The sequence below is a fragment of the Iodidimonas muriae genome, assembly GCF_014647255.1.
GTDB classification, from domain to species: domain Bacteria; phylum Pseudomonadota; class Alphaproteobacteria; order Sphingomonadales; family Rhodothalassiaceae; genus Iodidimonas; species Iodidimonas muriae.
In genome coordinates, this window is sequence record NZ_BMOV01000004.1 from 33750 (window position 1) to 58804 (window position 25055).

Consider the following 25055-nt stretch of genomic DNA (forward strand, 5'->3'; position numbering starts at 1 on the left):
TTCTGTCCAGAAGGTTCGTTCGAAAGACATATTGGAGATGTAAAGGCGATGGTTGAGAAAGAAAGCAAAGCGAATGGACCTGCCGCGTCTCCCAAAACAACCAAAGCGCCAAGGCCGTGGCTGATGCGCACCTATTCCGGGCACAGCTCGGCCACGGCTTCCAATGCCTTATACCGGACCAATTTGAAGCGTGGCCAGACGGGGCTGTCGGTGGCATTCGATCTGCCCACCCAAACCGGCTATGATGCCGATCATCCTTTGGCGCGGGGTGAAGTGGGAAAGGTGGGGGTCCCCATCTCGCATCTGGGCGATATGCGGGCGCTGTTCGCGGATATTCCGCTTGAGAAAATGAATACCTCCATGACCATCAATGCCACGGCTCCGTGGTTGTTGGCGCTTTATATTGCTTTGGCTCAAGAGCGCGGTGTGGATAGCGCCATGCTGCAAGGCACGGTCCAAAATGACATCATCAAGGAATATCTGTCGCGCGGCACCTATATCTTTCCGCCGGAACCATCCTTACGGCTGATCCGCGATGTGGTGGTCCATTGTGCGGCGCATTTGCCCAAATGGAATCCGACCAATGTCTGTTCTTATCATTTGCAAGAGGCGGGGGCGACGCCTGAAGAAGAGCTGGCCTTTGCTTTGGCAACTGCCATTGCGGTTCTTGATTGCGTGCGCGAGTGCGAGGCCATTGCGCTGGATGATTTTCCGCGGATTGTGGGGCGGATCAGCTTTTTTGTGAATGCGGGCATCCGTTTTGTTACCGAAATGTGCAAGATGCGCGCCTTTGTTGAATTGTGGGACGAGATCGCCCGGCAGCGTTATGGCGTGGAAGATCCGACCTTCCGGCGTTTTCGTTATGGGGTGCAGGTCAACAGTCTTGGCCTGACCGAACAGCAGCCTGAAAACAATGTGTATCGGATCTTGCTGGAAACACTGGCGGTGGTTTTGTCGAAAAATGCCCGTGCCCGTGCCGTACAGCTTCCGGCTTGGAACGAAGCCATGGGATTGCCCCGTGAATGGGACCAGCAATGGTCTTTGCGCCTTCAGCAGATCCTCGCCTATGAAACCGACCTTCTGGAATTCGGTGATCTGTTTGATGGCTCTCCCGTGCTGGCGGAAAAGGTCGAGACGCTGAAATCCGGTGCCTTGGCGGAACTGGCGAAGATCGAGGCAATGGGCGGTGCCGTTGCGGCGGTGGAAAACGGCTATATGAAGCGCCGCTTGGTACAGTCTAACAGTCGTCGCTTGCGCGCCATTGAAGAAGGCACCCAAAAAGTGGTGGGGGTGAATATCTACAAAGACAGTGCGCCATCGCCGCTGGTGTCCATGTCGGAAAGTGCTGTCCTGACCGTGGATGCGTCGGCAGAGAAGGCGCAGATTGCCAATCTTCACGCATGGCGCGAAAGCCGCGATCAACAGGCGGTGGATCGCGCTCTCGAGGCTTTGAAAGCGGCCGCTGCAAGCCAGGACAATATCATGCCGTCATCCATTCTGGCCGCGAAAGCCGGGGCGACCACCGGCGAATGGGCGGCAGCCCTGCGCGAGGTCTATGGGGAGTTCCGGGCCCCCACAGGTGTTGGCGGAGAGGTACAGGCAGCAGGCGAACCGGTGGCGGCAATCAGGGCGCGGGTGGAGCATCTGGCAAAAAAACTGGGTCGCCGTCCGAAATTTCTGGTGGGGAAACCCGGTCTTGATGGCCATTCCAATGGGGCCGAACAAATCGCCGCTGCAGCGCGTGATTGTGGATTCGATGTGGTTTATGAAGGTATTCGCCTGACGCCGGCGCGCATCGTGAATACGGCGCTGGAAGAAGGGGTGCATGTGATCGGCCTGTCGGTTCTGTCCGGTTCGCATCTGGTGCTTGTGGAGGACGTGATCGACCGTATGCACAAAGCCGGGATGCAGGCTATTCCTTTGGTGCTTGGCGGGATCATCCCTGCGCAAGATGCCAAACGTCTGACCAAAGCCGGTGTGGCGCGGGTTTTTACGCCAAAAGATTTTAAGCTGACAGCCATCATGGAAGAGATTTGTACGCTTTTGGACGAAAGCACCTGATGCGACTCGGATCAAGTGGCCTTCATATAACAGTTCGATATGTGTGGCAGGCGAAAGACCTAATCTTTCGTATTATTTTTCAGCAATAAAAAATCCTATTTACGTTTATAAACTGACTTTAAATTGCGCACTTTCGTTATGCTGCACCGCGAAATGTGCGTTTGATCCCTTGACCCCCTCCCGTGAAATCCACACACTTTTCTCATCAAAACGCAAACAATCCCTTGGTTTCTGGCGATTGAAGCGGTTTGAAACACAATAAAGGCTGCACAAAAAAACAGCGGCCTCTTACACGACACAGCAAAAGCGAGGAGTGACGACCATGACCATCAGAAAATTTGTTTTATCCACTGCTGGCGCAGCGCTTGCCCTGACATTGGGGGCTGCCGCGCAGGCAGGAGAGGCACTGGACTTGACGCATTGGAAAGCCGAGTGTTCGAAGCTCATCAGTTGGAAAATGGATTATCCCACCATTACCAAACGCCTAACTTTGCCCGACGCCCATGCGGTTGTGGATCTGAGGATCAATCGGGATGGCGAGGTGTTGGGATGGGAATTGGCGCGATCCAGCGGGCATGCCTATTTTGATCGGAGCAGCAGAAAGCTTGGGAAGAATTTAGAAAAGCTTCCTGCCTTGCCGACCAGTTATCGTGCGGATTATGCGCAGGTACGTGTGCATCTTCTATATTCAGAAACCCAGCGAGGTATCAACAAAATGCTGGACACTGTTGTCCGTATGGAGCAGGTGGCCAAAGAAGGTGATGTGGATGCCGACAATCAATTGGCAGATTCAGGAGAAATGCGTATCAGCCTGATCAGTGGCGCTAGCTAAAGGCGCGGGTCGAAAATTGGTTGGAAAAGGCGTGGCCATAGGCTGCGCCTTTTTCGTTTGCGGAGCCCTTTCCTTCAGATAGTCTGATTGCGTCAAGATCCGAACGGGATGCGGAGAGGCTTTTTTCCTACGCGCTTTTTTGCACATAGTCGGGCAACTTTTTGGGAGGAAATAATGGAAATCGATTATCTGGCGGTTTTCCTGGCTGCTTTATCCGGATTCATATTGGGTGGTTTATGGTATTCCCCCATTCTGTTTGGGAAGGCATGGCAAAAAGAAGTGGGCTTGAGCGACGAACAGATCCAAAGTGGCAATATGGCCAAGGTGTTTGGGATTTCTTTTCTGCTGTCTTTATTGGCCGCCTTTGTGTTCCATATGTTTCTGGGCCCTGACATCGATATGGCCACCGGCGCGCTTTATGGCTTGTCGGCGGGCGTTGCCTGGGTGGGCAGTTCCTTCGGCATCAATTATCTGTTCGAGCAAAAAAGCCTGAGATTGTTCGGCATCAATGCGGGCTATCACAGCCTGCAATTCATGCTGATTGGTCTGGTGCTAGGGGCGGTTTAACAATTTGCGGACAGGCGATCGAGCTTGTCCCGCACATCCTGCGCCGTCCAGCCGGATTGACGCAGGCTATAAAGGGTTTGCGCCTTGTCCCGCTTGGCCAGCCTGCGCCCGGTTTCATCCACAAGCAGTTTATGGTGATGATAAACGGGGCTGGGCAGGCCCAAAAGCGCTTGTAAAGTCCGGTGGATATGGGTGGCGTGAAACAGATCCTCGCCGCGAATGACATGGCTTATCCCTTGCAAGGCATCATCCACCGTTACGGCCAGATGATAGCTTGTGGGCGTGTCTTTGCGGGCGAGCACTACATCCCCAAAGGCCAAAGGGTCCGCTTCATGGACATAGCCTTCAGTGTCGGTGAACATTAAGGGGCTGTGCGCGGCGATTAGTTTTGCTGCTCGCATGCTATCAAGGCGCAGGGCAAAGGGGTGACCATCGCTTATGGCCTGTGCGATTTCTGTGGCTGGCCGATGTTTGCAGGTGCCGGGATAATGGGCCCCGTCGGGGCCGTGGGGGGCGCTGGGGGAGCGGGCGATTTCAGCCGCAATGTCTTTCCGGGTGCAGATACATTTATAGAGCACGCCCATGCTTTTCAGCCGGTCAAGGGCGCTTTGATAATCGCTGAAATGCTCTGATTGCCGCCGCACCGGCCTTTCCCATGTGATGCCCAACCATTCCAGATCTTCAAAAATGCCGGAAATATAAGGATCACGGCAGCGGCTTTGGTCGATATCTTCGATCCGCAATAAAAAGCGCCCTCCTGCTTTTTGCGCGGCCTTAAAGGCGGTCAGGGCGGAAAAGGCGTGGCCCAAATGCAGTTTCCCCGTGGGACTGGGCGCAAAGCGGGTAACGAAGGCCGTGTGCATTGGGGCTTGTCAGGTCCTTATAGAATGGGCTTTTGTGAAGATGTCTTTTACCCTGAATTTCGTTTTGTCCAAAGGAGCCTTTTGTCCCGTGACCTCTTCCCCCACGCTTAGCGGCCCCGAGATTGCCCCCCAAAATGGTGGTACGCCCGATAGTCTTGTCATTTTTGCCCATGGTTATGGCTCAAATGGTCAGGATTTGATCGGTCTGGCCCCACATTTGCAAACCGTGCTGCCCAAAACACATTTCATTGCCCCCGATGCGCCGCAGCCTTGTAATGGCGCCCCGCAGGGATATCAGTGGTTTCCCCTGACCACCATCAGCCGTGAAGAGCGTGATGAAGGCACCCGCAATGCGGCCGGCACATTGGATCGCTTTATCGATGAACAGATGGCGCGCTTTGGCCTTCCAGCAAATCGCATTGCCTTGGTCGGGTTTTCACAAGGAACCATGATGTCGTTGCATGTGGGGCTGCGCCGCCCGCAGGCTTTGGCGGGCATTGTGGGCTTTTCCGGCTCTTTGGCCGCGCCGGGAAGCTTGATGGATGAAATGGGGTCACCGTCTCCTGTTTTGCTGGTGCATGGGGCTGCCGATGATGTGGTGCCCGTGTGGCTGATGTTCGAAGCTTATGGCGCGCTGGAGGCATTGAAAGTCCCCGTTGACCGGCATGTCAGCCAGAACACGCAGCATTCCATTGCACCGGATGGCCTTAAAAAGGCAGCGGATTTTTTGAAAAACGTCCTTGACTGAAACAAGCCAATCAAAGCGCCTTTTTATTGACAGAGGCAAGATGAAGGATTGTTATACAAAAATAACACTGTATCTTGTTGAATGGCTTGGAACGTATCGGTTGGTCTGGTTTTTCACGAAAAGCGGACAAGGTCGGCGCAGGCAACAAGGAGGCGGTCAAAGATGCTGGATGGAAGACCTATTCCTTCCCCCGAGAGCTGCCCTGCTCTTGTTTTAAATGCTGATTATCGGCCCTTGAGCTATTACCCGCTGTCTTTATGGGGATGGCAAACGGCCTTGAAAGCGGTGTTTCTGGATCGGGTCAATATTGTCTCGGAGTATGACAGGGTGATCAAATCACCTTCCACCGAGATCCGCTTACCGTCCGTGATATCCTTACGAAAATATGTAAAGCCGGCCACATGGCCGGCTTTTACGCGTTTTAACCTGTTTTTGCGGGACCGGTTTGAATGTCAATATTGCGGGATTGGGGATGATCTGACCTTCGATCATGTGGTTCCCCGCGCTTATGGCGGCAAAACCACATGGGAAAATGTGACCACGGCCTGCGCACCATGCAATCTGCGCAAGGGAGGCCGCACACCGCACGAAGCGAATATGTTTCCGATGATCAAGGCCTTTCGCCCCACCAGCCGTCAGTTGATCGAGAATGGCCGCCGCTTCCCGCCGAATTTCCTGCATGATAGCTGGCGGGATTATCTTTATTGGGATAGCGAATTGGAGCCTTGATCACGGGCGGCTTTGTCGTGGCGATTTCCGGGCGCAATCAGATTTTTTTGGCCAGCGCAATAGCGGCGCGGCAGCCGGTTTTGATGGCACTTGCCAGCAATCCATAGCCGGGCGTGTCTTTTGCTCCATGGGCGATGGCAGTTTCCCGGTGTTCGGCTTCTTCCGCTTGAAAATCAGCAATGGTTGCGGCCAGTTCTGGCTCGCTTTCACCCAATGCGGTCCGCTGCTGCTCATAATGATCTTCGATCACTTCCTCGACGGCGGCGGTGCAGGCCATCAAGGCACGTTCGCCCATCAAAGCCGTTCCGGCCCCCAGAGCAAAGCCCGCCACATGCCAGAATGGTGACAACAAAGAGGGGCGCACCTGTCGTTCTGTCAGGATGGCATCAAAGCGAGCCAAATGGCGGGCTTCTTGTTCCTCCATATGGCGAATAAGGGGGCTCAGACGGTGATGATGGCCCAATACGGCAAGTTGCCCGGCGTAGATGCGTGCCGCCCCATATTCTCCCGCATGATCCACACGGATCATTTCTTCGACCGTTTCGGCGTGCGGACGGTCCCCGGGCAGGGGACGCATTGGTGAAGGGTGTTTTGCCTTATGGGGCATCGGATAGCTCCGTCAAGGGGTACTGCGGGCAGCGATCAAGCCAAGACCCGCCACAGCGGTCAATCCAAGTGCGATGATCATATTCCATGCAGCCATAGAAAGCCCTAGAAAAGACCAGGCGATTTCGTCGCACCGGACCAATTGTGCATTCATGATCTGCTCAAGCGCAAGAGCAGGATCATCGGAAATCCCGCCGCCGGAACAGGTGCTTGGTCCTTGCCACCAGCCTTGCTCCACACCGGTGTGAAAACCGCCGATGCTGGCCGTTGTTGCGAATAGCAGCATGGCAGCAGCCAGTGTCGGCACAAGGGCTTTCCGGCCAAAAATCAGTGGCGGGATAAAAAGGGCAAGGGCCAGATAATATGGCAGGCGCTGCCAGTGGCACAGCTTGCATGGTGCAAGGCCCATCCCATGCTCGAAAAACAATGCCCCCGACAGCATGGCAGCGGCAGCCAGTGCCAATAAAGTTGGCAGGGTGGCAGGGTGTCTCTTGGCGATCAGATCGGTCATGAAGGGCATGGCTGGCATGGAGGCTCCTATAGATATTTGATCGCAAAAAAACCACCCATCAGCAAGATCACAAACAGGCTGACCAAGAGGGTGAAGCGCTTTTCGATGAAAGATTGAATGGGGGCACCGAATTTCCACAACAAAGCGCATTCGATGAAAAAGCGGGGGGCGCGGGATAAGGTGGCGGCCATCAGAAACACCAGTGGATTCAAGGCCACAACGCCGCTGGCAAGGGTGATGACCTTGAATGGAAAAAAGGTCAGCCCGAACAGAAAGACCAGCCATCCGCCATAGTCAGTGAAGCGGTCCTGAAACAAGGTGAACTGGTGTTCATAGCCATAAAAGGCAATGAGGGGCTGGCCAATCAGATCCCATAGAAAATAGCCGATACCATATCCCGCTAAGGCTCCGGCAACGGAGGCTGCTGTACAAATAAAGGCGTAGCGAAAGGCCTTTTCTCTTGCTGCCAGAGTCATGGGTAGCAGCATCACATCAGGGGGAATGGGAAAGACAGAGCTTTCTATGAACGAGATGAAGGCCAGCCAGCGCTCGGCATGGCGGTGGCGGGCTTTTTCCAACGTCCAATCATAGAGCCGGCGCAGCATGGGCTTAAAGTCCTTTAAAGGGGCGCGTCTTGGCTAGCAGCAGCAGACAGCAAAGGCAATGCGCCAAAAAGAGATAGCGGGAGGGTCGGTCATGAAGCGGTCAGGTGGGTTCGTACTTTTGCCGAATCGAAAAGAACAAACGCCACCATGAGAAGATAAAGAAGAGCGACCGCCAGAGGCAACAGATTCAGGCGGAATTCCGGAAGCAACCACCAGATCAGGAACGCAACAACAGCGCGGATGATCGCATGAAGGCTGAAAGCGCCGGTGCGCCCATAGCTTCAACCGATGACCGGGAAATGCAAGGACAAGCCTATGGCCAGAAACAGGGGAAAAATCGTCAGACCTTCCCATAGAGCGGCGATGGCCATGGGCCAGAACAACAACATGCTGATGAACGTGGGAAGCAGAACGCTGCTTACCGCCGTGCGATCTTTGAGAAAGTTATTTTTGAACAGAGCAGCATAGAGCAGGGCCAGCGGAAAAATCGCGCCGCTACCAAATAGCGCCACCCAGTACCATAGATAGCCGCTTTCTTTCCATCCAGAAGGCCAAGCACAAGCCAATAGCTGGCGCCAGCCAACAACACCGGGAAACCACCTTTTAGGCGGCATAGGAACCGAGACGCTGTTTTTCGAGTTCGCGCTCCAAAAGAGTTAAATCGTGTTCCGATTGGGCTGCCATATCCCCTCTGTCCTCCGGTTTTATACCCAGCCTGTTCCCTATATGAATTCTGATTCTAAAAAGGCCGCCGTGGCTTTGTCCAACAAGGGCCATGATCACAAGGCGGGCTGGATCGTGATCCATTCTGTGTAAATGGGCGGGATGATTGTGGAGATATGTTTATTTTTCAGGTTTGTCATAGACCCTCTTGACGCGGCCGTAACAAACCCTAATATGCGCCATCACAACGCAGACCACACAGGGCCCCTGTGGCGGAACTGGTAGACGCGCCAGACTCAAAATCTGGTTCTCGCAAGGGAGTGTCGGTTCGAGTCCGACTGGGGGCACCAAGTGTTTTATGTTTTGCTTCACGCAGCGCCAGGCTGATTGACAAAGCAACATATCCGCAGGATCTGTCTGGGGGCATAGGCGTCGATAGATACGGCGCGTGCCATAATATTTTCCAAAAAAGAGTCATGAAGTCAGGCGCATATTTTCTGTGGTCTCTCATGATATCTATCTCTTCAGCCCGTATGCCTCATCTATATGTACGGTAGTTTTCGCTGTTATGGGATGGGCTTTCCCGTCGGTACCGTGGCTGCATTAGGCTTTCGCAAATATATTCGTCGCTTCCCAGAGGCTTCATGCCGCCCCAATCCGATTTAGGGTTATGGGAAGCATTAACAGTCGAGCGGGGGTCGGCGTGGCTCGTCTCGGCGAGGATACGAAGGGGTCAGATATACTCATCCTGAGGCCGGGGTAGCATCATAAAAAAGGGCCGCACGCAATTGCGGGCGACCCTTCAAAGGCACAGAGATGTGGGGCGCTTACTGCCCGCCACCTCCGTAATATTCCGTAAGCTGGGCACGGCGTTCTTGTTCTTTGCCGGTATAGTCGATCCACTGAGAAGCGGCTTTTTTCGTTTCTTCAAACTTGGCAGCCTGACGGAAGGTTTTCTTCGCGTCTTCCAGCTTGCCGGTATTGAAGTAAGCCATCCCGATCATCAGATGCGCATAGCCGGGCTTGTCCAAATCATCGGAGTCAACGGCTTTTTGAAGGGGATCAATCGCTTCTTTCCAGCGTTCCTGTTCGGCATACACCTGCCCCAAACGCATCCAGATATCACCATTGTCCTCATCTTTGGCGGCAAGACGCAAGGGTTCTTCAGCTTTCCGCATTTCCTGAGCATTCAGATAGGCTTGGCCCAGCAATTCGTAATTTTCGCCATCCTTCTCGATGATGCCATCCTTCATGCCCTTTTCAATAACCCAGGCGGATTTGATCGGGACATTATGATAAAGATAAAGCTGCGCGAGATTGATCAATTGGCTTTCTTTATCCAGATAGCCTTGGCGATAGGCCACTTCCATGGTGGCGAATTGCTTGTCTTCCTGACCTAACTCGGAATAAACCGCCGCCAGTTGGCGCCAATATTCCGGCTTTTCGAAATTGACCGTTAGAAATTCGAGAACATCACGGACTTTTTCAAAATTTCCCAGCTCGAAATAAGCCAGACGCAGCATCAGGTACCAGTTTTCTTTTGGCTCATCCCCACGGGCGCGGCCAAGCTCGATGGCCTTTAAAATATTGGGGACAATATTTGCATAGTCCTCCATCCCGTAATAAGCCTGCGCTAGGAAATAATAAGCCGTCGGGCCGGGAGCTTCCTGAGTCTCCATCCACCGTTTCATATAGGTGATCGAGTTCTCATATTGCTCATCGACCAGATAGAGCTGAGCCAATGCATTCAGGCTGGCAATCTGCAAGCTATCAGGAACCCGCTCCAGCTTGAGAATCTTTTCATATTCCGCAATGGCCTCTTTGTACCGTTCTTCCTCGATATAAACCGAGCTGGCGAGGATTTGGTACACGATAGCGGTTTCATAGTCGTTGATCTTGTCTTCCAAGAGACCGTTCAGATCTTTGACCGCGTCCGCTTTTTCACCTTTTTCAAGCTTTTCCTGAGCCTTGGCGATTTTCTCATACACATTGGCACGAAGGCTATCTACCTTCTTGCTGCTGCGCTTTGGCTTTTCATCACTTTGTGCCTGAGCGGAGCGGATATCCAAAAGGGAGAACCCGCCCGGTACACCAGGGGCCGCTACAGAAACGACCGCCAGTGCTGCTATTAGCGACAGGCCCATTTTTGTCTGTTTTGTTTTCATGCCTTGAAACCTCCCAATGGTTTAAGCGAGGGGATCGGCCGGCTTAACGCCGACGTCCACCGTCTTCGAGGTTGAAGCTGAACATATATTGGACACCGTCCACCGCAATGGGCTCACCGTTTACAACCTTGGGTTTATATTTGAATTTATATGCAGCCTGCTCGGCGGCGCGCTCAAAATAACCGCGCGGGTCCGCTTCGATGATCCGCACATCTTCAACCGTGCCTTGGGGGGTCACCGTCAGTTCGACGATCACATAACCCTCAATCCCGCGTTCAGCTGCCCGGCGGGGATATTGCGGCTGAATACGCACCAAGGGCAGATAATCGCCATCGGTGGGCGCGCCAAGGCCAACACCAACGCCTTCAATCCCTGTATTCAGGCTCAACTGGCCGAAATTCAGCCCCTGAGATGCATTATCGGCACTGGCATTGGGAATGTCGAGATCTGGCGGAGGGGCGTCTGGCGGCACAGGCTTTTGTACTTTGCGCTCTTCAACCTTGGCTTCCTGTGGGCGATCCACGCGTATCGTATCAAGGAAGCGGACGCTCTGGACATCGCTCAATTCCACTTTGTCACTGACGACAAGTGCCTGCATGACGTAGAAGAGGGCGAAGGTTACACCTGTTGCGACCAACAAGGCCGTTACATAGCGAGCAACCATTTTATTTCTCCTTGGTGGATACGGCCACACTGGGAACGCCTGAGTCGTTCACGGCTTCTGTCACCGCGATCATCAGACCGGCTTTCGAGCGGGCGTCCGCTTGCACCACAACAGTCCCTTGCGGGTTTTCTGCGTGCAACTTCTCTATATTTGTGCGCAGTGACTTCAAATCAACCTGCTTGCGGTTGATCCAGATCTCATCCGTTTCGGTGATGGCGATCAGGATGCTGGCACGGTCTTTCTTTTCGGCTGTCACTGCCGGCGGTTTATTAATCTCAACGCCCGCTTCCTTGATGAAAGTGGCCGTCACGATGAAGAAGATGAGCATGATGAACACGATGTCGAGCATCGGCGTCATGTTGATTTCGGCATCTTCTTCTGTCTGAGCGTGATCTCTCATGATTGGCTCTGCCTATGCCCGGAAATTGGATCAAACGGGGTATCTGCCTTGGGAGCAGACACCCCAATCGGTTTATTGGCGTCCTTCCGCGATCGACACATTGTAAACACCGGCCTGTCGTGCTTGGTCGTAAATTTCCACAACAATGCCCGCAAAGGCATCTTCGGCTGGTTGGATCACAACGACGCCTTCGGGGTTTTCCGCATGCAGACGTTCCACATTGGCGCGGACGGAGGCGATGTCGACGGGTCGCAGATTGACGAAGATCCGGTTTGAACTATCAACCTGAATCAAGATGTTTTTCTTATCATCATCTTTTTTCTGCTGTTCGTTTGGCGGCGGCTTGTTCACATCAAGCCCGGATTCCTTCACGAACGATGCAGTGACGATGAAGAAGATCAGCATAATGAACACGATGTCGAGCATCGGTGTCATGTTGATCTCTGCTTCTTCTTCCGCTTTTGAAAACTTGCGCATCGGTTCTCTCGGTTGCTGAGAGGGACTTTCCTAGGGGCCGCTGCGCCAAAAGCGCAACGGCATACCTTGTTGGGTCCGCTCGTTCCTCAGTGGTCCATTGTCAGCGTGTCTTCCAGCCTCTCGCTCTCGCGCTTTGCTTTGCGCTCGATCCAGGTGCTCATGAACACGCCCGACAAAGCGGCGACCATGCCTGCCATGGTGGGGATGGTGGCTTTCGACACCCCGTCCGCCATGGCGCGGGCATTACCGCTTCCCAGAACCGCCATCACATCAAACACACTGACCATGCCGGTCACAGTACCCAACAGGCCCACGAGCGGGCAGGTGGCCACCAGGGTTTTGATGAGGTCCACATTGGTATTGAGATTCTGGGACACCTCGGAGATCATCGCTGTCCGCACCTTGTGAGCGTACCACGAACGGCGTTCGTCGCGCGACTCCCAAGCTGCCAATGCACGACGGACGTCGGCCTTGGCACTGGCAGTGAAATACCAGATACGTTCGATGATCAGGACCCACATGAAGAAGGTGACGGCGAGGACGCCGTAAAGCACGACGCCGCCCTTCTCCATGAAGATCAGGATTGCGGTATATGCGTCAAGAAGCGACTGCACGCCCTTGCTCCTTTTCCGCGTGCACGGCGACGATACCGGCGCTCTGTTCCTCGAGGATGTGGATCACCCGCTTGCTCATGCCGGCAACGAAGCTGTGCAGCAAAAGCGTCGGGATGGCCACAACAAGACCAATCACGGTCGTCACGAGGGCTTGCGAAATACCGTTAGCCATGAGCTTGGGATCGCCGGTACCAAACAGGGTGATTGCCTGGAAGGTGGCGATCATGCCGGTCACCGTTCCCAAGAGACCCAGCAGCGGTGCCACGGCGGAGATCAGCTTGATCACCGTCAGGCCTCGTTCAAGAGACGGCGTTTCACGCAAAATGGCTTCATCCAGTTTGAGCTCAAGTGTTTCCACGTCGACCGTCGGGTTTTCTTTGTAAACCGTAAGGACGCGACCGAGCGGATTGCTGGCTTTGGGATCGCCCGGAGCCTTGGTCTGGCTGCGAACTTTGGCTGTGGTGATCGAAAGGGTGATCATTTTCAAGATCGCGATGACCACACCGATGGCACCAAGGCCCAAGGTCACATAACCAACGGCACCCCCTTGATCCACACGCTCTTGCAGCGTCGGAGACTGGATCAAAAGACCGAGAAGCTGACCGCGCGTCGGGTCAACACCGAAGGCAATGGTATCGCCAGCGGATGCATTCACAAGGTCTGCCGTGGAGCCGGTGAAGCGTGCGGAGGGCTGGCGGCCCAGTTCAACCACATTGCCGCTTTCAGGCAGATAATCGTAATATTTGCCGTCGGAGACGAGATTGAAATTGCCGACGCGAACCAGTTCGACATTTTTCTTTTCGCCATCAGCCGCAACGATGGAGTGATCAAATTTGGTCACTTCGCCGGATGCGACCATTTCCAGCATCATTTCCTGCCAGAGAACTTCGATCTCGTCGATGGATGGCAGGGTCGAGGACCGTGATGCCTTGGCAATCAGGTTGTTGATGCCTTCAAGGCGCTGCTCTTTGCCGTATTCAACGGTGATGAGGGAGCTTTCGATCGTGCCACGGGTGTCGCCAGCAACCTGCTGCAGAACCCCGAACATTTCTTTCAGTTCACCCAAGCGTTCTTGCAAGGTGGCATCAAGCTCACGAATGCTTTGCTCGTTGTCCTGAATGGTTTTTTCAAGGCGTTCAGAGGTTCTTTCTTCCGAGGCCTGTTCTTGGTTGGCTTCGGTAAGCAAACGATCCTGTTGATCGCGGCGGGCGCGGAATTCCGCTTCACGCTGACGATGTTCGGATGTTTCCGTTACGCGACCGCGACGTACCTGATCCAGCAGGCTATCGAGATCCGCAGGGCGCATCTGCGACGGCGGCGGTGCGGGTTGTTCCTCAGTCGCATCCTGAGCAAAAGCTGTGGAGGCGAGCCCACCCATCACAAGCGCAATGGCTGTGGTGAGAAATTTATTCATCAGTTTGCCTCCTTAGACTGCTTGGGGCCGGAAACCGGCAGGAGGTACATTTGCGGGGCTGCTTGCTTTTTCGCAAAGCGCATGGCGGCATCGATGGACCCGCTATATTCTGCGCCCAGAGCTTCCCAAGCTTTGGTTTCTTGGTTCCAACGGCCCTGAAGCTGGCCATCTAGCGTTTGATAAGCAAGAACCACGCGGCCAATACGGAGGAAGTCGACCTGACGTTCCTGACCGTCAATCTCCAGCGCTCCACGATAGGATTCAATGGTGCGGCCAAACTCGTTCTCGATCTGGTAAGCTTCAAGAACGAGACGGAATTTTTCCGATGGGGAGATATTAGACTGATCCATGAAGTTCCGCAGGTTTTCAACGCGTTGCGTGCGTCGGTCATGCAGGAACGGAACGTCGAGCGCGACGAATTCCTCAAGGCGATCAATCATCCGCAGCATCAGCGGGGTGATCTCACGACGGATCGACACCACATCGTTGATGGACTGTTGAAGCTCAGCAAGCTGCTCTTCCTGGTCAGCCACAACACGACGTTGCTGGGCATTATATGCCTTCAGGCTTTCGATCTGACGAAGAACGGCCTGAAACTCTCGCAGCAGGCGCTGCGTTTCGGACGCCGTGTCTTCAATTCTTTCCTGCGAAGCCTGTGCCAGCTTATTCAGCTCGTTGGCTTCTTGAAAAATTTGCTCCAGATCCTGACCAGATTGGATCTGGGGGGGGGAGCTCTGTGCCGGTGCTGCGGTCTGTGCCTGTACGACACTGGCGCCGCAGGCAAAGGCGACGGCCACCGCCGTCGAGCAAGCGGGCTTTCTCAATCGTGGTTGCATTTTTCTTCCCATAGGACTTGCCACTTTACCGCAGCACCTGCCGCGGCTCGATTCCGGCGTGATATGTTTGCAGTGTATCATATATTAAAACACCACCCCATTCAGCCTGAATTCAGGACATTGTTGAGAGATTAGGGAGATCGCGCCGACAGAGGTATCCCTTCTGCCGAACAGCAAAAAACGGTTGAACTTGCGGGCTTGGTTGCCACACACGACTAAACCATCTCTCCTACGTTGATCGATCTTACCCCTTTTTGGGTATAAAATCGATTTTCAATATCGACCGGGCGACCACAGTTCCTTGCAGGGAGAGGCTTACGCGCCGATCTTTGTTGAATATTTAACCGTCAACGAAAAGAAACCGCCCAAAAAGCATGGGCAGCTTTCTCCACGCATCGTACCTGTTCTGACTCAAAGAACCAGAACAGCGCCACATAATCCAAGAATTTTGCCTAATTCCAAGCAAAAAGTTTCCAAATTATACCTTGCAGGAGATGCATAAGTTTATTAACGCGCGCGATTCGCGTGGGGGGGGAGGGGTAAAATAACAGAATCGGAAGGCCGCCCGCAGGGGCGGCAGGGCGCGGATTGGAACGATCTTGAATCGTTCGGGCGAGGCAGGCTTTGCGCTTTAGCGCGAGGCTGCTTTATGCCCGCTTTGACGTTTCAAAGCTTCCAAAACGCCGTCCCAATGATTTTCGCAGCAGGTTCTCTGGGCGGCTTCATAGCCCAAATGACGCAGTAATTCCGCTGCCAATGTGTCGGCATATTGCATTGTCACATGTTTGTGTTGTGTGGCCATAATCTGCTTCCAACTCATTCAAAGCGCGTAGAGGCTCGATTTTATTCTCGCGTTATTTGCGCTACGCACTTTTTTATATCGATTCATTGCGACTCTCGATCGCCTGATTATGCAAGACACGTGTAAAATGACCCTTAACAATCGATACATGTGCTTGCAATAAGCCCAAGTTTTGGCCGAATCATGGTTTGTTTGTGGTGAGAGGGCCTTCTTATTAAATTTGGTTTTTCAATTTGTGATCGGAAAGTGTGGATAAAATTCGGCCCGACCAAGGCCACGCACAGCATTTCCCACAAAGATGGCATCGCAGTTTTCCAGATCGCTTGTCTTGAGATGGGCCTCTACCGCTTGCCCTGAAGCCAGCATATGGGCGCGTAAAACGCCGGGGAGGGGGCCGTCGGATAAGGGCGGCGTGAAAAGCTGCCCTCCTTTTTGCACGAAAAGAGTGCTGCGCGATCCTTCGCATAAGGTCCCATATTCATTGAGGAATAGCACTTCATCGGCGGCATGTGCACGCTTGGCAGCGGCCAACGGCGCTTCATACCGCTCCCGGCATGTGGTTTTGTGGCGCGAAAATCTGTGCAGGGACGGCAGAATGCTATCCGCCAAGACGAGGCGCACCGGTGCGGGCCATGGCTCAAAAGGCGTCGCGGTGACACTGATCTGGCCCGATGCTCCCAAAAGCAGGCGCAGTCGTTGATCGCCCTCACAGTTGGTTACAGTTTCGTGCAGGGCGGCTTTGAGAGCGGTGTCATCGAACGGAAATCCGAAATGGCGGGCCGATTCCGCCAGTCGCGCCATATGGCGGCTTAAATAAGGGAACCCTTTTTCTGCTGTCCAAAGCAATGTTTCAATGAGGGCAAAATCGTCCGGCTCGTCTTCTAGAAACCGGGCCTTCAAAAGACATTCGTCATATTCCGCATCGGTGTTGCTATCGGCAACGATGCCGCTGCCAATGCCAAACCGGAATACCCCCGATGCTTGTTCCACAAGGGTGCGGATGGCCACATTGAAGCACAGATCACCGGAAGGGGCGGCCCAGCCGATGGCTCCTGTATAGATCCCGCGTGGATGGGGTTCCGTTTGGGCAATTAGCTCCATGGCGCGGATTTTGGGGGCGCCGGTGATCGAGCCGCACGGCATCAGGGCGCGCACAATATGGCTGAAACGCGCATCTGCACGGCGGGTGGCGGTGATGGTGGAGGTCATTTGCAATAAGGACGGATAACGCTCCACGTCAAACAATGTGGGTACCGAAACACTGCCCGGTTCGGCGATCCGTGTCAGATCATTGCGCAACAGATCGACGATCATCAGATTTTCGGCGCGGGACTTTTCATCGCTCGCAAGCCCGTCGGCTTGATCGGCATCCTGCTCTGGTCCCAGACCGCGCTTTGCGGTGCCCTTCATGGGACGCGCTTCCAGATGGCCATTGGTGCTGCGGACGAACAATTCCGGCGAACAAGACAGAATTTTGCGCTCGCCCGTATCAATGAACGCCCCGAATTCTACCGGCTGGCTGCGGCGCAGCCTTTGATAGAGGGCCAGTGGATCGCCTTCGATATCCAGATCAAGGGGGAAAATATGGTTCACCTGATACACATCGCCGGCGGCCAAGGCCTCATGGATCCGGCCGAGTTGTTGTGCATATCGGGCAGGATCTTCGCCAATGCGGCGTGTGGAGATCCGCGCACGGCGCGCGCTGCCCCCCTGTGCTTTTATGAAGGCGGCCTCACATTCGGCTTGATCCATCTGTTGTGGTGGGCCGAACACGCCCAACCAGATCAGGGGTTCTTCGGGAAGGCTGTGGATGGCCGCTTTTAAACGTGGCTCGAAACAGGCCGCGGCTTCATAGGCAATCCAGCCGGCCAGATACTGTCCGGATGCCAAGGCCGCGTCAGCACGTTCAAGAGTTGCTGGAACCTCGTCCCATGTCTGGGCGCACAGAACTTTCAGGGGGCTGGAAAACAGCCGGGCCACTGGCGCACCCATGGGTGCGGTGGGGTTATCAAGGAAAACAAAAGGCGGGTGGCGCAAGGGCATCTGGCGGCATTCCTCAGCGGCGCATGGAGATGGCGCTCTAGTCCGTGGTTTCTCGTGCGTCAAGGATAGACAAGTGACAAGGCTTGCTTATGATGCCCCTTCCTTCAGCAAGGCCGGATCAACCGGCCGGACATCAAGGGGCAATAATGACCGGACAACAGCGCCAATCCGCAGACGATCAAACCGTAAACTATTTGACCCTTCTGGATAAGCGGGTTCGCTGGTTGTCGGCGTGGATGGTGCATCATGCCAATCATCTGCGCCCGGCGCGGGATAAAGTAAAGGTGGGCGGGCATCAGGCTTCTTCGGCATCCTTGGCCAGTGTGCTCACGACCCTTTATTTCGATATTTTGCGCCCCGAAGACCGGGTGGCGGTCAAGCCCCATGCCAGTCCGGTATTCCATGCCATCCAATATCTTCTGGGTCAGCAAGATGTGGAGCAGTTGAAGCGTTTCCGGGCTTTGGGCGGGGCGCAATCCTATCCATCGCGCACCAAGGACCAAGATGATGTGGATTTTTCCACCGGCTCTGTCGGGCTTGGGGTGGCCATCACGTCTTTTGCGTCCATGGTGCAGGATTATCTGCTGGCCAAATCCTGGCTGTCCGAGGAGCAAACCGGACGCATGATCGCCTTGATGGGCGATGCGGAGCTGGATGAAGGCAATATCTATGAAGCCATGTTGGAAGGGGCGAAATACGGCCTGCGCAACACATGGTGGATCATCGATTATAATCGGCAAAGCCTTGATGCGGTGACACCGCTTGGCATGTCGCGGCGTTATGAGGCGATGTTTGAAGCCACCGACTGGACGGTGCATACCCTGAAATTCGGTAAAAAGCTGGAAGCGGCCTTCGCCAAGCCGGGGGGCGCGGCCCTGCGCGATTGGATCGAAAACTGCCCCAATGATCTTTATTCCGCGCTGACCTATAAGGGCGCAAAGGCTTGGCGGGAACGGTTGCTGGCCGATCTTGGGGATGGCGCGGATGTGGCGGCGTTGCTGGCGGGTTATGACGATGAAGCCCTTGAGGATTTGATGCTCAATCTGGCCGGGCATGATCTGGCTTTGCTGCAAGAAACCTTCCAAGGCATCACCGATGATCGCCCCCATTGCTTCATTATTTATACCATCAAGGGCTATGGCCTGCCGTTCAAAGGCCATAAGGATAATCATGCGGGATTGATGAATCCGGCGCAGATGGCAGAATTCCGCGCTCTGAACGGCATTGCGGACGGCGAAGAATGGGACCGTTTCGCCGGCCTTGACGAGACAACAGCCACAGCCCTTCAGGCTTTTCTGGATGAAGTGCCGTTCAAGGAATCCGGCCCCCGCCGCCATCAAGCCGCCCGCTTTGATGTGCCCGCAGACTTTCCCTGCCCAGGCGGAGCAGAACAGGCAACGCAGGTGGCCTTTGGCAAGATTCTCAACGATCTGGGGCGTACAGATAGTGCTTTGGCGGATCATATCGTCACCACCTCGCCGGATGTGACCACCAGCACCAATCTGGGGGGATGGGTCAATCAGCGGGGCCTGTTCAATCGGGAAAGCCGTGAAGATGTGTTCAAGCGCGAAGCGGTGGTCAGCCCACAACGCTGGGCCGGAACAAAAAACGGGCAGCATCTGGAATTGGGTATCGCTGAAAACAATCTATTTTTGGCCCTTGGGGCGTTGGGCTTGTCCCACAGCCTGTTCGGAACACGGCTTTTACCGCTGGGAACGCTTTATGATCCCTTTATCAATCGCGGTCTGGATGCACTGAATTATGCCTGTTATCAGGATGCCCGTTTCATGCTGGTGGCCACCCCTTCCGGGCTGACACTGGCCCCTGAAGGCGGCGCCCATCAATCCATCCACACGCCACTGATCGGCATGGCGCAGCCCAATCTGCGGTCTTATGAGCCCGCCTTTGTGGATGAGCTGTCCCATATTATGCGCTTTGGCTTTTCCCATATGCAGGCCGAAGATGGCGGATCGGTTTATTTACGGCTGTCCACCCGCCCCATCGCCCAGCCGGAGCGGGTGACGGATGCCCAATGGCAACAGGATGTGATAGATGGCGGCTATTGGCTTGTGGAGCCCAGCCCCGGTGCCGATCTGGCGATTGTTTATCAAGGGGCCGTGGCACCGGAAGCTTTGGCCGCGTTCGAGGCTATCCGCGAGGACGTCCCCGGTGCGGGCTTGCTGGCGGTGACATCTCTGGATGTTTTGCATCAGGAATGGAGCGCCGAAATCCGGGCACAGCGCGCCGGAGGTTATGTGCCAAAGAGCCATATTCGCAGGCTTTTGGGGCGCTTGTCCCCTGATGCCGGACTGGTGACGGTGATGGACGGTGCGCCTGCCGGTTTATCCTGGTTGGGGGCGGTTTGCGGGCATCGGGTGGCGCCTTTGGGCGTGGACCGCTTTGGCCAATCCGGAGACGTGACCGACCTTTATCAAACATATGGCTTGGATGAGGATGCCATTTTGGATGCGGCGGCCAGCATTTTGCTGGCGCGTTGATCAGGGATGGTGGATCAGCCCATGATCAGGGTGACATAAAGCCCTGACAGCGAAAGGCCCGCGATGGAAAACCATGTAAGAAGCGTTCCCCATAGCCGGCCAAAGCTGTATCCGGACGTGTAGGAGAATCCCCAGGCATGCAAAATACGGCCCAGCACCAATATGATGGCAAGGCCCAACACCAAAAGATGGGGAGCTTGTGAACTTTCCAACAAGCCCAGAAGGATCAATCCCAAGGGGGCGTATTCGGTGAAATTGGCCACCACACGCATGCGGTGCTCCAAAATCGCGCTTTTATCGGGCGATTGCTCATCATGATTGCCATGTTCGGGCTTTGTGGATCGGGCCATCGCATTACGGATAACCAGAAAAAGATGGACAAGTCCCAAAAGCGATGCGGCGGCAAGGGTTATTGGCAAAGGCATGTTGGTGCGTTCCTGCATGATGGGCATATGCCCTGAAGCGATGGGAGTGGCGTGCAGTCCATTTATTCAATTTCGCGCTGAAAAGGAAAGTCTTCCCTTTGAAAAAGGCGAACAGGGCAGCGCCCATATGGATGACGGCCTATCTGAAGGTCAGGAGGCTTGGGGGAGCGTAATGGTGACGGTGGTGCCTTCCCCCGGTTTGGACTGGATGGAAAAGGTGCCGTTTTGAAGCGTGGTCAGATGCTCCACAATGGGGATGCCAAGGCCGATGCCATCATGTTGCCGGGTATAGGATGTGTCGCTTTGCCCAAAGGGGGAAAGGGCCGTTGCGATTTCGTCCTCTGTCATGCCGATGCCGGTGTCTTTGATGGAAAAGGCGATGGAACCGTCATCCTTTGCTTTTGCAGAAACATGAATATCTCCACCTTTGGGTGTGAATTTTATGGCATTGGAGAGCAGATTGATCATGATCTGTTTCGTGCGGCTTATATCGGCCCAAACCAGCAATGGCTGCGAAGGGGGATGGATCGTTATTCTTAGGCCCGCTTCGATAATCCTTTCGCGCAATAGCCGCTCTATTTGCTCATAGGTTTCAAGAATATCGAATGCTTCCAGATAGATATCGATTTTTCCGGCTTCGATTCTGGACATATCCAAAAGATCATTGACGATATGCAGCAAATGCCTGCCGGCATTTTGGATATCGTCGGCATATTCGATATATTTGGGGGCGGTGATTACCCCATGCACCTGTCCAGATATCAGGCTTGAAAAGCCGATGATTGCGTTTAGGGGCGTGCGCAATTCATGGCTCATATTGGTGAGAAAATCCGTTTTCGAGCGGTTGGCCAATTCTGCCGCAACGATGCTGTTTTCCAGATCTTTTTGTTGTCGTTTCTGTTGCGTGATGTCGCGGCCAACGGTGACAATATAGTCGTTGGACATGAAGCGGATTTTTGTGGCCGCAAGGGATGTGTCATGGATCTGGCCATTGGCCAAATGGGCTCGTGCTTCAAAATTTTCCACAACCCCTTTTTCTTCCAGAATTTCCAGAAGCTGTGTCCGTTGTTCAGGGCTGTGCCAGATGCCAAGCTCAAGAGATGTGCGCCCATAGACCTCTTTGGCCGGAATCCCGAAAAATCTGGAAAATGCAGTATTGACCCAGAGATATTCCCCGCTCTCGCAATCTGATATGGCGACCACATCGGGCGAAATCTCCAGAATTCTTGTGAAGAGTTTTTCTCTTTCCCGTTGGGCATGCTCTTCCGATTTTTTGTCGGTAATGTCGATGAAGGTTGTCACCGTGGCCGGGCGGCCATTCCACAAGATGGTTCCAATGCGGCACCGGACCCAGGTGATTTTTTCCTTTTCCGAGATCAGGCGACATTCGAATTCTTCCGAAGAGATGCCTTCGGATTTGGTGTGATTGTCGCGCTGTTCGAACAAATCCTTGTCATGGGGATGGATGAAGGAATGGACATCGTGAATGTCCAGCATCTTTTGATGGTCTTCTACGCCAAAGATGTCGGCACTTTTCTGGTTGGCGTAAAGCACTTTGCCATCACGATGCACAATGGTGGCTTCAAGCGCCTGATGGATGATTTTATGGAAATGATCGTCTTCCGAGCTATAGGGCGTAACATCATGGACGGAGATCACATAAGTATCTGTAGAATCTGGATCTTTTGGGGTCGTAATAATATGGCCCCGCAAATAGGGCGCCTTCCCCATAGGGGTTTTTAGATGAAATGCGATCTGCACAGCATTGACGCAGGTTCTTACCAAAGTGCGTAAATTGCTGGTCAAGGCCGGATGATCGACCGTTTCGATCAACTGGAAGATGGTGTCGGTTTTGTGGGTAGGGGGAAGCCCATATAAGACGGCGCGGGCCTGTTCGTTCATCCAGAGGATATGGCCTTCGATGTCGATTCCGATAAGAATGACGGACGGGCAGATTATTTCAGCAGAGCGGCATAATTGGGCGCAGGCGGAAGAGGCCGGAAGGGCTGCGAGGCCAGCGTCACTTTTCGATTCCAATTGACCGGTCGTCATACTCAATTCCGAACGTCGCCGTTTGAAAATACGGTGACAGCAAAATAATAAGAATATTCTAATTTAAATCGTTATTCATGTCTTTTGTTTTGCGCACTTTCTTATGAAAGCGCAGCATGCCGCCGGATCAGCCATAATTGGTTCCGCCTCCGATGAACGCATGAAAAACCCATAGCGTGGCGACAGGCTTTGCGCGGCCCGTCCTTTTTCGGAGTCGGCCTTTTATGCAAAACGGCCACCCGATATGGATGGCCGTATTTGGTATTTTCTTAAGTATCGAGGAAGCTTCTGAGCTTTCGAGAGCGGCTCGGATGCTTGAGCTTGCGCAGGGCTTTCGCCTCGATCTGGCGAATACGCTCGCGGGTCACCGAGAATTGCTGGCCCACCTCTTCCAAAGTGTGATCCGTGTTCATGCCGATGCCGAAACGCATACGCAGCACACGTTCTTCACGCGGGGTCAGGCTGGCGAGAACCCGTGTTGTGGTTTCACGCAGATTGGACTGGATCGCGGAATCTACTGGCAAGATGGCGTTCTTGTCCTCGATGAAATCGCCCAGATGGCTGTCTTCCTCGTCGCCAATGGGGGTCTCAAGGCTGATCGGCTCTTTGGCGATTTTCATCACCTTGCGAACCTTTTCCAAAGGCATGGACAAGCGCTCGGCCAATTCTTCAGGCGTCGCTTCACGACCGATTTCATGCAACATCTGGCGGCCTGTGCGCACCAGCTTGTTGATGGTTTCGATCATATGCACCGGAATACGGATGGTGCGGGCCTGATCGGCAATAGAGCGGGTGATGGCTTGCCGGATCCACCATGTGGCATAGGTGGAGAATTTATAGCCACGGCGATATTCGAATTTATCCACCGCTTTCATCAGGCCGATATTGCCTTCCTGAATGAGATCCAGAAATTGCAAACCGCGATTGGTGTATTTCTTGGCGATGGAAATAACCAGCCGCAGATTGGCTTCCACCATTTCCTTTTTGGCGATGCGGGCCTCTTTCTCGCCTTTTTGTACCGTATGCACAATGCGGCGGAATTCCGCCACCTGCAGGCCCGCTTCACTGGCAATTTCAGACACCTGATCGCGGATATTGGCAACAGCACTGGCTTCGGCTGCGGCGAATTTCGCCCATTTCTTGTCTTTGGCGGACGCCCGTTCCAACCAGTTTTCTTCCAGCTCTTGCCCCATATATTCATTCAGGAAATCTGAGCGGGGAATCTTGTAGGTTTCCGCCATGCGCAGAACCCGGCCACCCAGTGTCAACAGCCGTTTATTCAAGGAATACAGCTGATCCACCATTTCTTCGATGCGCAGATTGTTGAAGCGCACCGAGCGCACAAGCTCTACCAGCTCGGCACGCAGTTTTTTGTATTTGCGTTCATTGGCGGTGGACAGAACCTCACCGGATGCGGCAGCTTCAAGACGCGCCCCTTGCAAGCGGTGCAGCTTCTTATAGGTGGCGGTGATGGTTTCAAACTTCTCAAGGGTTTCGGGCTTGAGATGTTCTTCCATCGCCGACAAGGACATATTGGCTTCGTCGTCGTCATCCTCGTCATCATCGGCCGGTGCGGCTGTATCTTCAGATGTTTTTTCCGAGTCGTTTTTCGGATCGGCGGTTTTTTGTCCGGATTTTGTCGAGTCGCCGGCGACAGATGCGACCGAGTCGTCGCCAATTTTGGCGTCTTCGTCGTCTGAATCGCCTTGGGCCGTGGCGGCGACAGCGGCTTCCGGTCCACCCCCCATGGTGGCATCCAGATCAATGATATCGCGCAGCAGCATCTTCCCTTCATTCAGGGCTTCAGACCATGAAACCAGCGCCTGAAAGGTAAGGGGGCTTTCGCACAAGCCCAAAATCATCGTTTCCCGACCGGCTTCGATGCGTTTTGCGATGGCGATCTCGCCCTCACGGGAGAGCAATTCCACCGAGCCCATTTCCCGCAAATACATGCGCACGGGATCATCGGTGCGATCATTTTCCGATTTTACTTCAGAGACTTTGAAGGTTTCTTCTTCTTCCTCGTCCTTATCGTCATCCTCGTCGTCCTCGGCACCAGCCTCGGCTTTGTCAGCAGTGCTGGATTTGGTGGACTTTGTCCGACTCCGGGATGCGGTTTTTTTCTTGGCTGGCTTTGCGCTTGCCTCTTCCGTGTCACTGTCTTCGTCGGGCTCTTCACCCTCGATGACATTGATCCCCATTTCGGACAGGAGGCTCATAACGTCTTCGATTTTTTCCGACGACATTTCCTCGCTCGGAAGCGCCTTGTTCAGCTCGTCATAAGAGATATATCCGCGTTCTTTGGCGCGAAGTATCATCTTTTTGACGGAGGCTTCGCTCAAATCGAGAATGGGGCTGTCGCCGTCCTCGCCTGCGTCAATGGCGTCATGTGCTTCAGGGCTGGCTGCCATATTTTCTGTCTCTTGCTTTCAAAATCGTCCGGTGCGCGTACGGCCAATGCGATGCGCCATCCAAAATGG

23 protein-coding genes and 1 tRNA gene are annotated in these 25055 nt (G+C 54.1%); 7 read left to right on the plus strand and 17 right to left on the minus strand.

Annotated elements, in window-relative coordinates:
- Nucleotides 1–48: 48 nt before the first annotated feature.
- The 3 genes from IEX96_RS06880 (at nt 49) to IEX96_RS06890 (ending at nt 3460) form a co-directional block, all read left to right on the plus strand.
- Nucleotides 49–2061: an ethylmalonyl-CoA mutase gene (locus IEX96_RS06880; protein ID WP_150005364.1), complete on the plus strand. Its 2013-nt coding sequence runs from the start codon at nt 49–51 to the stop codon at nt 2059–2061.
- Between the two features lie 322 nt (nt 2062–2383).
- Nucleotides 2384–2893, plus strand: coding sequence for a TonB family protein (locus IEX96_RS06885; RefSeq protein WP_150005363.1), 510 nt, complete (start codon nt 2384–2386; stop codon nt 2891–2893).
- A gap of 174 nt (nt 2894–3067) precedes the next feature.
- On the plus strand, nt 3068–3460 hold the full coding sequence (locus IEX96_RS06890; protein ID WP_229773590.1) for a DUF1761 domain-containing protein: 393 nt from the start codon (nt 3068–3070) through the stop codon (nt 3458–3460).
- On the opposite strand, the gene gluQRS is transcribed toward IEX96_RS06890, so the two are convergent.
- Nucleotides 3457–4323, minus strand: coding sequence for a tRNA glutamyl-Q(34) synthetase GluQRS (gene gluQRS, locus IEX96_RS06895; protein WP_150005361.1), 867 nt, complete (start codon nt 4321–4323; stop codon nt 3457–3459). The two genes, IEX96_RS06890 and gluQRS, sit on opposite strands and share 4 nt — an antisense overlap.
- Nucleotides 4324–4411: 88 nt before the next feature.
- On the opposite strand from gluQRS, the gene IEX96_RS06900 reads away from it, so the two are divergent.
- Nucleotides 4412–5071 carry an alpha/beta hydrolase gene (locus tag IEX96_RS06900; RefSeq protein WP_229773591.1) on the plus strand — a complete coding sequence of 220 codons (660 nt, stop codon included), beginning with the start codon at nt 4412–4414 and terminating at the stop codon, nt 5069–5071.
- Between the two features lie 162 nt (nt 5072–5233).
- Nucleotides 5234–5800 carry an HNH endonuclease gene (locus IEX96_RS06905; RefSeq protein WP_150001549.1) on the plus strand — a complete coding sequence of 189 codons (567 nt, stop codon included), beginning with the start codon at nt 5234–5236 and terminating at the stop codon, nt 5798–5800.
- A 37-nt stretch (nt 5801–5837) separates the two neighbouring features.
- Here IEX96_RS06905 and IEX96_RS06910 read toward each other — a convergent pair whose 3' ends face one another.
- From IEX96_RS06910 to IEX96_RS06925, 4 genes are all read right to left on the minus strand, one after another.
- Entirely contained in the window at nt 5838–6407 is a 570-nt protein-coding gene (locus IEX96_RS06910) for a demethoxyubiquinone hydroxylase family protein (RefSeq protein ID WP_229773592.1), read from the minus strand.
- A 12-nt stretch (nt 6408–6419) separates the two neighbouring features.
- Complete coding sequence (locus IEX96_RS06915) at nt 6420–6935, minus strand: disulfide bond formation protein B (protein ID WP_229773593.1); 516 nt, start codon at nt 6933–6935, stop codon at nt 6420–6422.
- A gap of 8 nt (nt 6936–6943) precedes the next feature.
- Nucleotides 6944–7522, minus strand: coding sequence for a YqaA family protein (locus tag IEX96_RS06920; protein ID WP_150005360.1), 579 nt, complete (start codon nt 7520–7522; stop codon nt 6944–6946).
- A gap of 281 nt (nt 7523–7803) precedes the next feature.
- Entirely contained in the window at nt 7804–8034 is a 231-nt protein-coding gene (locus IEX96_RS06925) for a DUF7010 family protein (RefSeq protein WP_150005359.1), read from the minus strand.
- Nucleotides 8035–8448: 414 nt separating this feature from the next.
- Between IEX96_RS06925 and IEX96_RS06930 the strand changes: the two genes are divergently transcribed.
- Nucleotides 8449–8535, plus strand: a tRNA-Leu gene (locus tag IEX96_RS06930).
- A 477-nt stretch (nt 8536–9012) separates the two neighbouring features.
- On the opposite strand, the gene IEX96_RS06935 is transcribed toward IEX96_RS06930, so the two are convergent.
- The 9 genes from IEX96_RS06935 to pabB all read right to left on the minus strand — a co-directional run bounded on the left by IEX96_RS06935 (nt 9013) and on the right by pabB (nt 17600).
- Nucleotides 9013–10350: a tetratricopeptide repeat protein gene (locus IEX96_RS06935; protein ID WP_150005358.1), complete on the minus strand. Its 1338-nt coding sequence runs from the start codon at nt 10348–10350 to the stop codon at nt 9013–9015.
- A 43-nt stretch (nt 10351–10393) separates the two neighbouring features.
- Nucleotides 10394–11014 carry an energy transducer TonB gene (locus tag IEX96_RS06940; protein ID WP_188873680.1) on the minus strand — a complete coding sequence of 207 codons (621 nt, stop codon included), beginning with the start codon at nt 11012–11014 and terminating at the stop codon, nt 10394–10396.
- 1 nt (nt 11015) lies between these two features.
- A complete protein-coding gene (locus tag IEX96_RS06945) occupies nt 11016–11414 on the minus strand; it encodes an ExbD/TolR family protein (protein WP_149999724.1) in 399 nt (132 codons plus the stop codon).
- Nucleotides 11415–11486: 72 nt separating this feature from the next.
- Nucleotides 11487–11891, minus strand: a complete 405-nt coding sequence (locus tag IEX96_RS06950) for an ExbD/TolR family protein (RefSeq protein ID WP_149999725.1) — start codon at nt 11889–11891, stop codon at nt 11487–11489.
- An 86-nt stretch (nt 11892–11977) separates the two neighbouring features.
- The gene (locus tag IEX96_RS06955) at nt 11978–12505 is read right to left on the minus strand and encodes a MotA/TolQ/ExbB proton channel family protein (protein ID WP_150005355.1); all 528 of its coding nucleotides are present in this window, start codon (nt 12503–12505) and stop codon (nt 11978–11980) included.
- Entirely contained in the window at nt 12489–13919 is a 1431-nt protein-coding gene (locus IEX96_RS06960) for a MotA/TolQ/ExbB proton channel family protein (protein ID WP_150005354.1), read from the minus strand. The genes IEX96_RS06955 and IEX96_RS06960 overlap by 17 nt, the downstream gene beginning before the upstream one ends.
- The gene (locus IEX96_RS06965) at nt 13919–14755 is read right to left on the minus strand and encodes a DUF3450 domain-containing protein (protein ID WP_188873681.1); all 837 of its coding nucleotides are present in this window, start codon (nt 14753–14755) and stop codon (nt 13919–13921) included. Before IEX96_RS06965 ends, IEX96_RS06960 begins: the two co-directional genes overlap by 1 nt.
- Before the next feature lie 631 nt (nt 14756–15386).
- The gene (locus IEX96_RS06970; RefSeq protein ID WP_188873682.1) at nt 15387–15557 is read right to left on the minus strand and encodes a hypothetical protein; all 171 of its coding nucleotides are present in this window, start codon (nt 15555–15557) and stop codon (nt 15387–15389) included.
- 228 nt (nt 15558–15785) lie between these two features.
- The gene (gene pabB / locus IEX96_RS06975) at nt 15786–17600 is read right to left on the minus strand and encodes an aminodeoxychorismate synthase component I (protein WP_150005352.1); all 1815 of its coding nucleotides are present in this window, start codon (nt 17598–17600) and stop codon (nt 15786–15788) included.
- Nucleotides 17601–17746: 146 nt separating this feature from the next.
- On the opposite strand from pabB, the gene IEX96_RS06980 reads away from it, so the two are divergent.
- The gene (locus tag IEX96_RS06980) at nt 17747–20098 is read left to right on the plus strand and encodes a thiamine pyrophosphate-binding protein (protein ID WP_150005351.1); all 2352 of its coding nucleotides are present in this window, start codon (nt 17747–17749) and stop codon (nt 20096–20098) included.
- A gap of 14 nt (nt 20099–20112) precedes the next feature.
- Here the strand turns inward: IEX96_RS06980 and IEX96_RS06985 are convergent, their stop codons facing one another.
- The 3 genes from IEX96_RS06985 to rpoD all read right to left on the minus strand — a co-directional run bounded on the left by IEX96_RS06985 (nt 20113) and on the right by rpoD (nt 24986).
- Nucleotides 20113–20523 (minus strand): MAPEG family protein, encoded by a 411-nt coding sequence (locus IEX96_RS06985; RefSeq protein WP_150005406.1) that lies wholly within the window; start codon nt 20521–20523, stop codon nt 20113–20115.
- Nucleotides 20524–20673: 150 nt separating this feature from the next.
- On the minus strand, nt 20674–22575 hold the full coding sequence (locus IEX96_RS06990; protein WP_188873683.1) for a PAS domain-containing sensor histidine kinase: 1902 nt from the start codon (nt 22573–22575) through the stop codon (nt 20674–20676).
- Between the two features lie 269 nt (nt 22576–22844).
- Complete coding sequence (gene rpoD / locus IEX96_RS06995) at nt 22845–24986, minus strand: RNA polymerase sigma factor RpoD (RefSeq protein ID WP_188873684.1); 2142 nt, start codon at nt 24984–24986, stop codon at nt 22845–22847.
- Nucleotides 24987–25055: the final 69 nt, after the last annotated feature.

Excerpts from the sequence above, each read along its gene's own strand:
- IEX96_RS06880 (WP_150005364.1), top strand. The coding sequence starts at position 49 with ATGGTTGAGAAAGAAAGCAAAGCGAATGGACCTGCCGCGTCTCCCAAA.
- IEX96_RS06885 (WP_150005363.1), top strand. The coding sequence starts at position 2,384 with ATGACCATCAGAAAATTTGTTTTATCCACTGCTGGCGCAGCGCTTGCC.
- IEX96_RS06890 (WP_229773590.1), top strand. The coding sequence starts at position 3,068 with ATGGAAATCGATTATCTGGCGGTTTTCCTGGCTGCTTTATCCGGATTC.
- gluQRS (WP_150005361.1), bottom strand. The coding sequence starts at position 4,323 with ATGCACACGGCCTTCGTTACCCGCTTTGCGCCCAGTCCCACGGGGAAA.
- IEX96_RS06905 (WP_150001549.1), top strand. The coding sequence starts at position 5,234 with ATGCTGGATGGAAGACCTATTCCTTCCCCCGAGAGCTGCCCTGCTCTT.
- IEX96_RS06910 (WP_229773592.1), bottom strand. The coding sequence starts at position 6,407 with ATGCCCCATAAGGCAAAACACCCTTCACCAATGCGTCCCCTGCCCGGG.
- IEX96_RS06915 (WP_229773593.1), bottom strand. The coding sequence starts at position 6,935 with ATGCCAGCCATGCCCTTCATGACCGATCTGATCGCCAAGAGACACCCT.
- IEX96_RS06920 (WP_150005360.1), bottom strand. The coding sequence starts at position 7,522 with ATGCTGCGCCGGCTCTATGATTGGACGTTGGAAAAAGCCCGCCACCGC.
- IEX96_RS06935 (WP_150005358.1), bottom strand. The coding sequence starts at position 10,350 with ATGAAAACAAAACAGACAAAAATGGGCCTGTCGCTAATAGCAGCACTG.
- IEX96_RS06940 (WP_188873680.1), bottom strand. The coding sequence starts at position 11,014 with ATGGTTGCTCGCTATGTAACGGCCTTGTTGGTCGCAACAGGTGTAACC.
- IEX96_RS06945 (WP_149999724.1), bottom strand. The coding sequence starts at position 11,414 with ATGAGAGATCACGCTCAGACAGAAGAAGATGCCGAAATCAACATGACG.
- IEX96_RS06950 (WP_149999725.1), bottom strand. The coding sequence starts at position 11,891 with ATGCGCAAGTTTTCAAAAGCGGAAGAAGAAGCAGAGATCAACATGACA.
- IEX96_RS06960 (WP_150005354.1), bottom strand. The coding sequence starts at position 13,919 with ATGAATAAATTTCTCACCACAGCCATTGCGCTTGTGATGGGTGGGCTC.
- IEX96_RS06965 (WP_188873681.1), bottom strand. The coding sequence starts at position 14,755 with ATGCAACCACGATTGAGAAAGCCCGCTTGCTCGACGGCGGTGGCCGTC.
- IEX96_RS06970 (WP_188873682.1), bottom strand. The coding sequence starts at position 15,557 with ATGGCCACACAACACAAACATGTGACAATGCAATATGCCGACACATTG.
- pabB (WP_150005352.1), bottom strand. The coding sequence starts at position 17,600 with ATGCCCTTGCGCCACCCGCCTTTTGTTTTCCTTGATAACCCCACCGCA.
- IEX96_RS06980 (WP_150005351.1), top strand. The coding sequence starts at position 17,747 with ATGACCGGACAACAGCGCCAATCCGCAGACGATCAAACCGTAAACTAT.
- IEX96_RS06985 (WP_150005406.1), bottom strand. The coding sequence starts at position 20,523 with ATGCCTTTGCCAATAACCCTTGCCGCCGCATCGCTTTTGGGACTTGTC.
- IEX96_RS06990 (WP_188873683.1), bottom strand. The coding sequence starts at position 22,575 with ATGACGACCGGTCAATTGGAATCGAAAAGTGACGCTGGCCTCGCAGCC.
- rpoD (WP_188873684.1), bottom strand. The coding sequence starts at position 24,986 with ATGGCAGCCAGCCCTGAAGCACATGACGCCATTGACGCAGGCGAGGAC.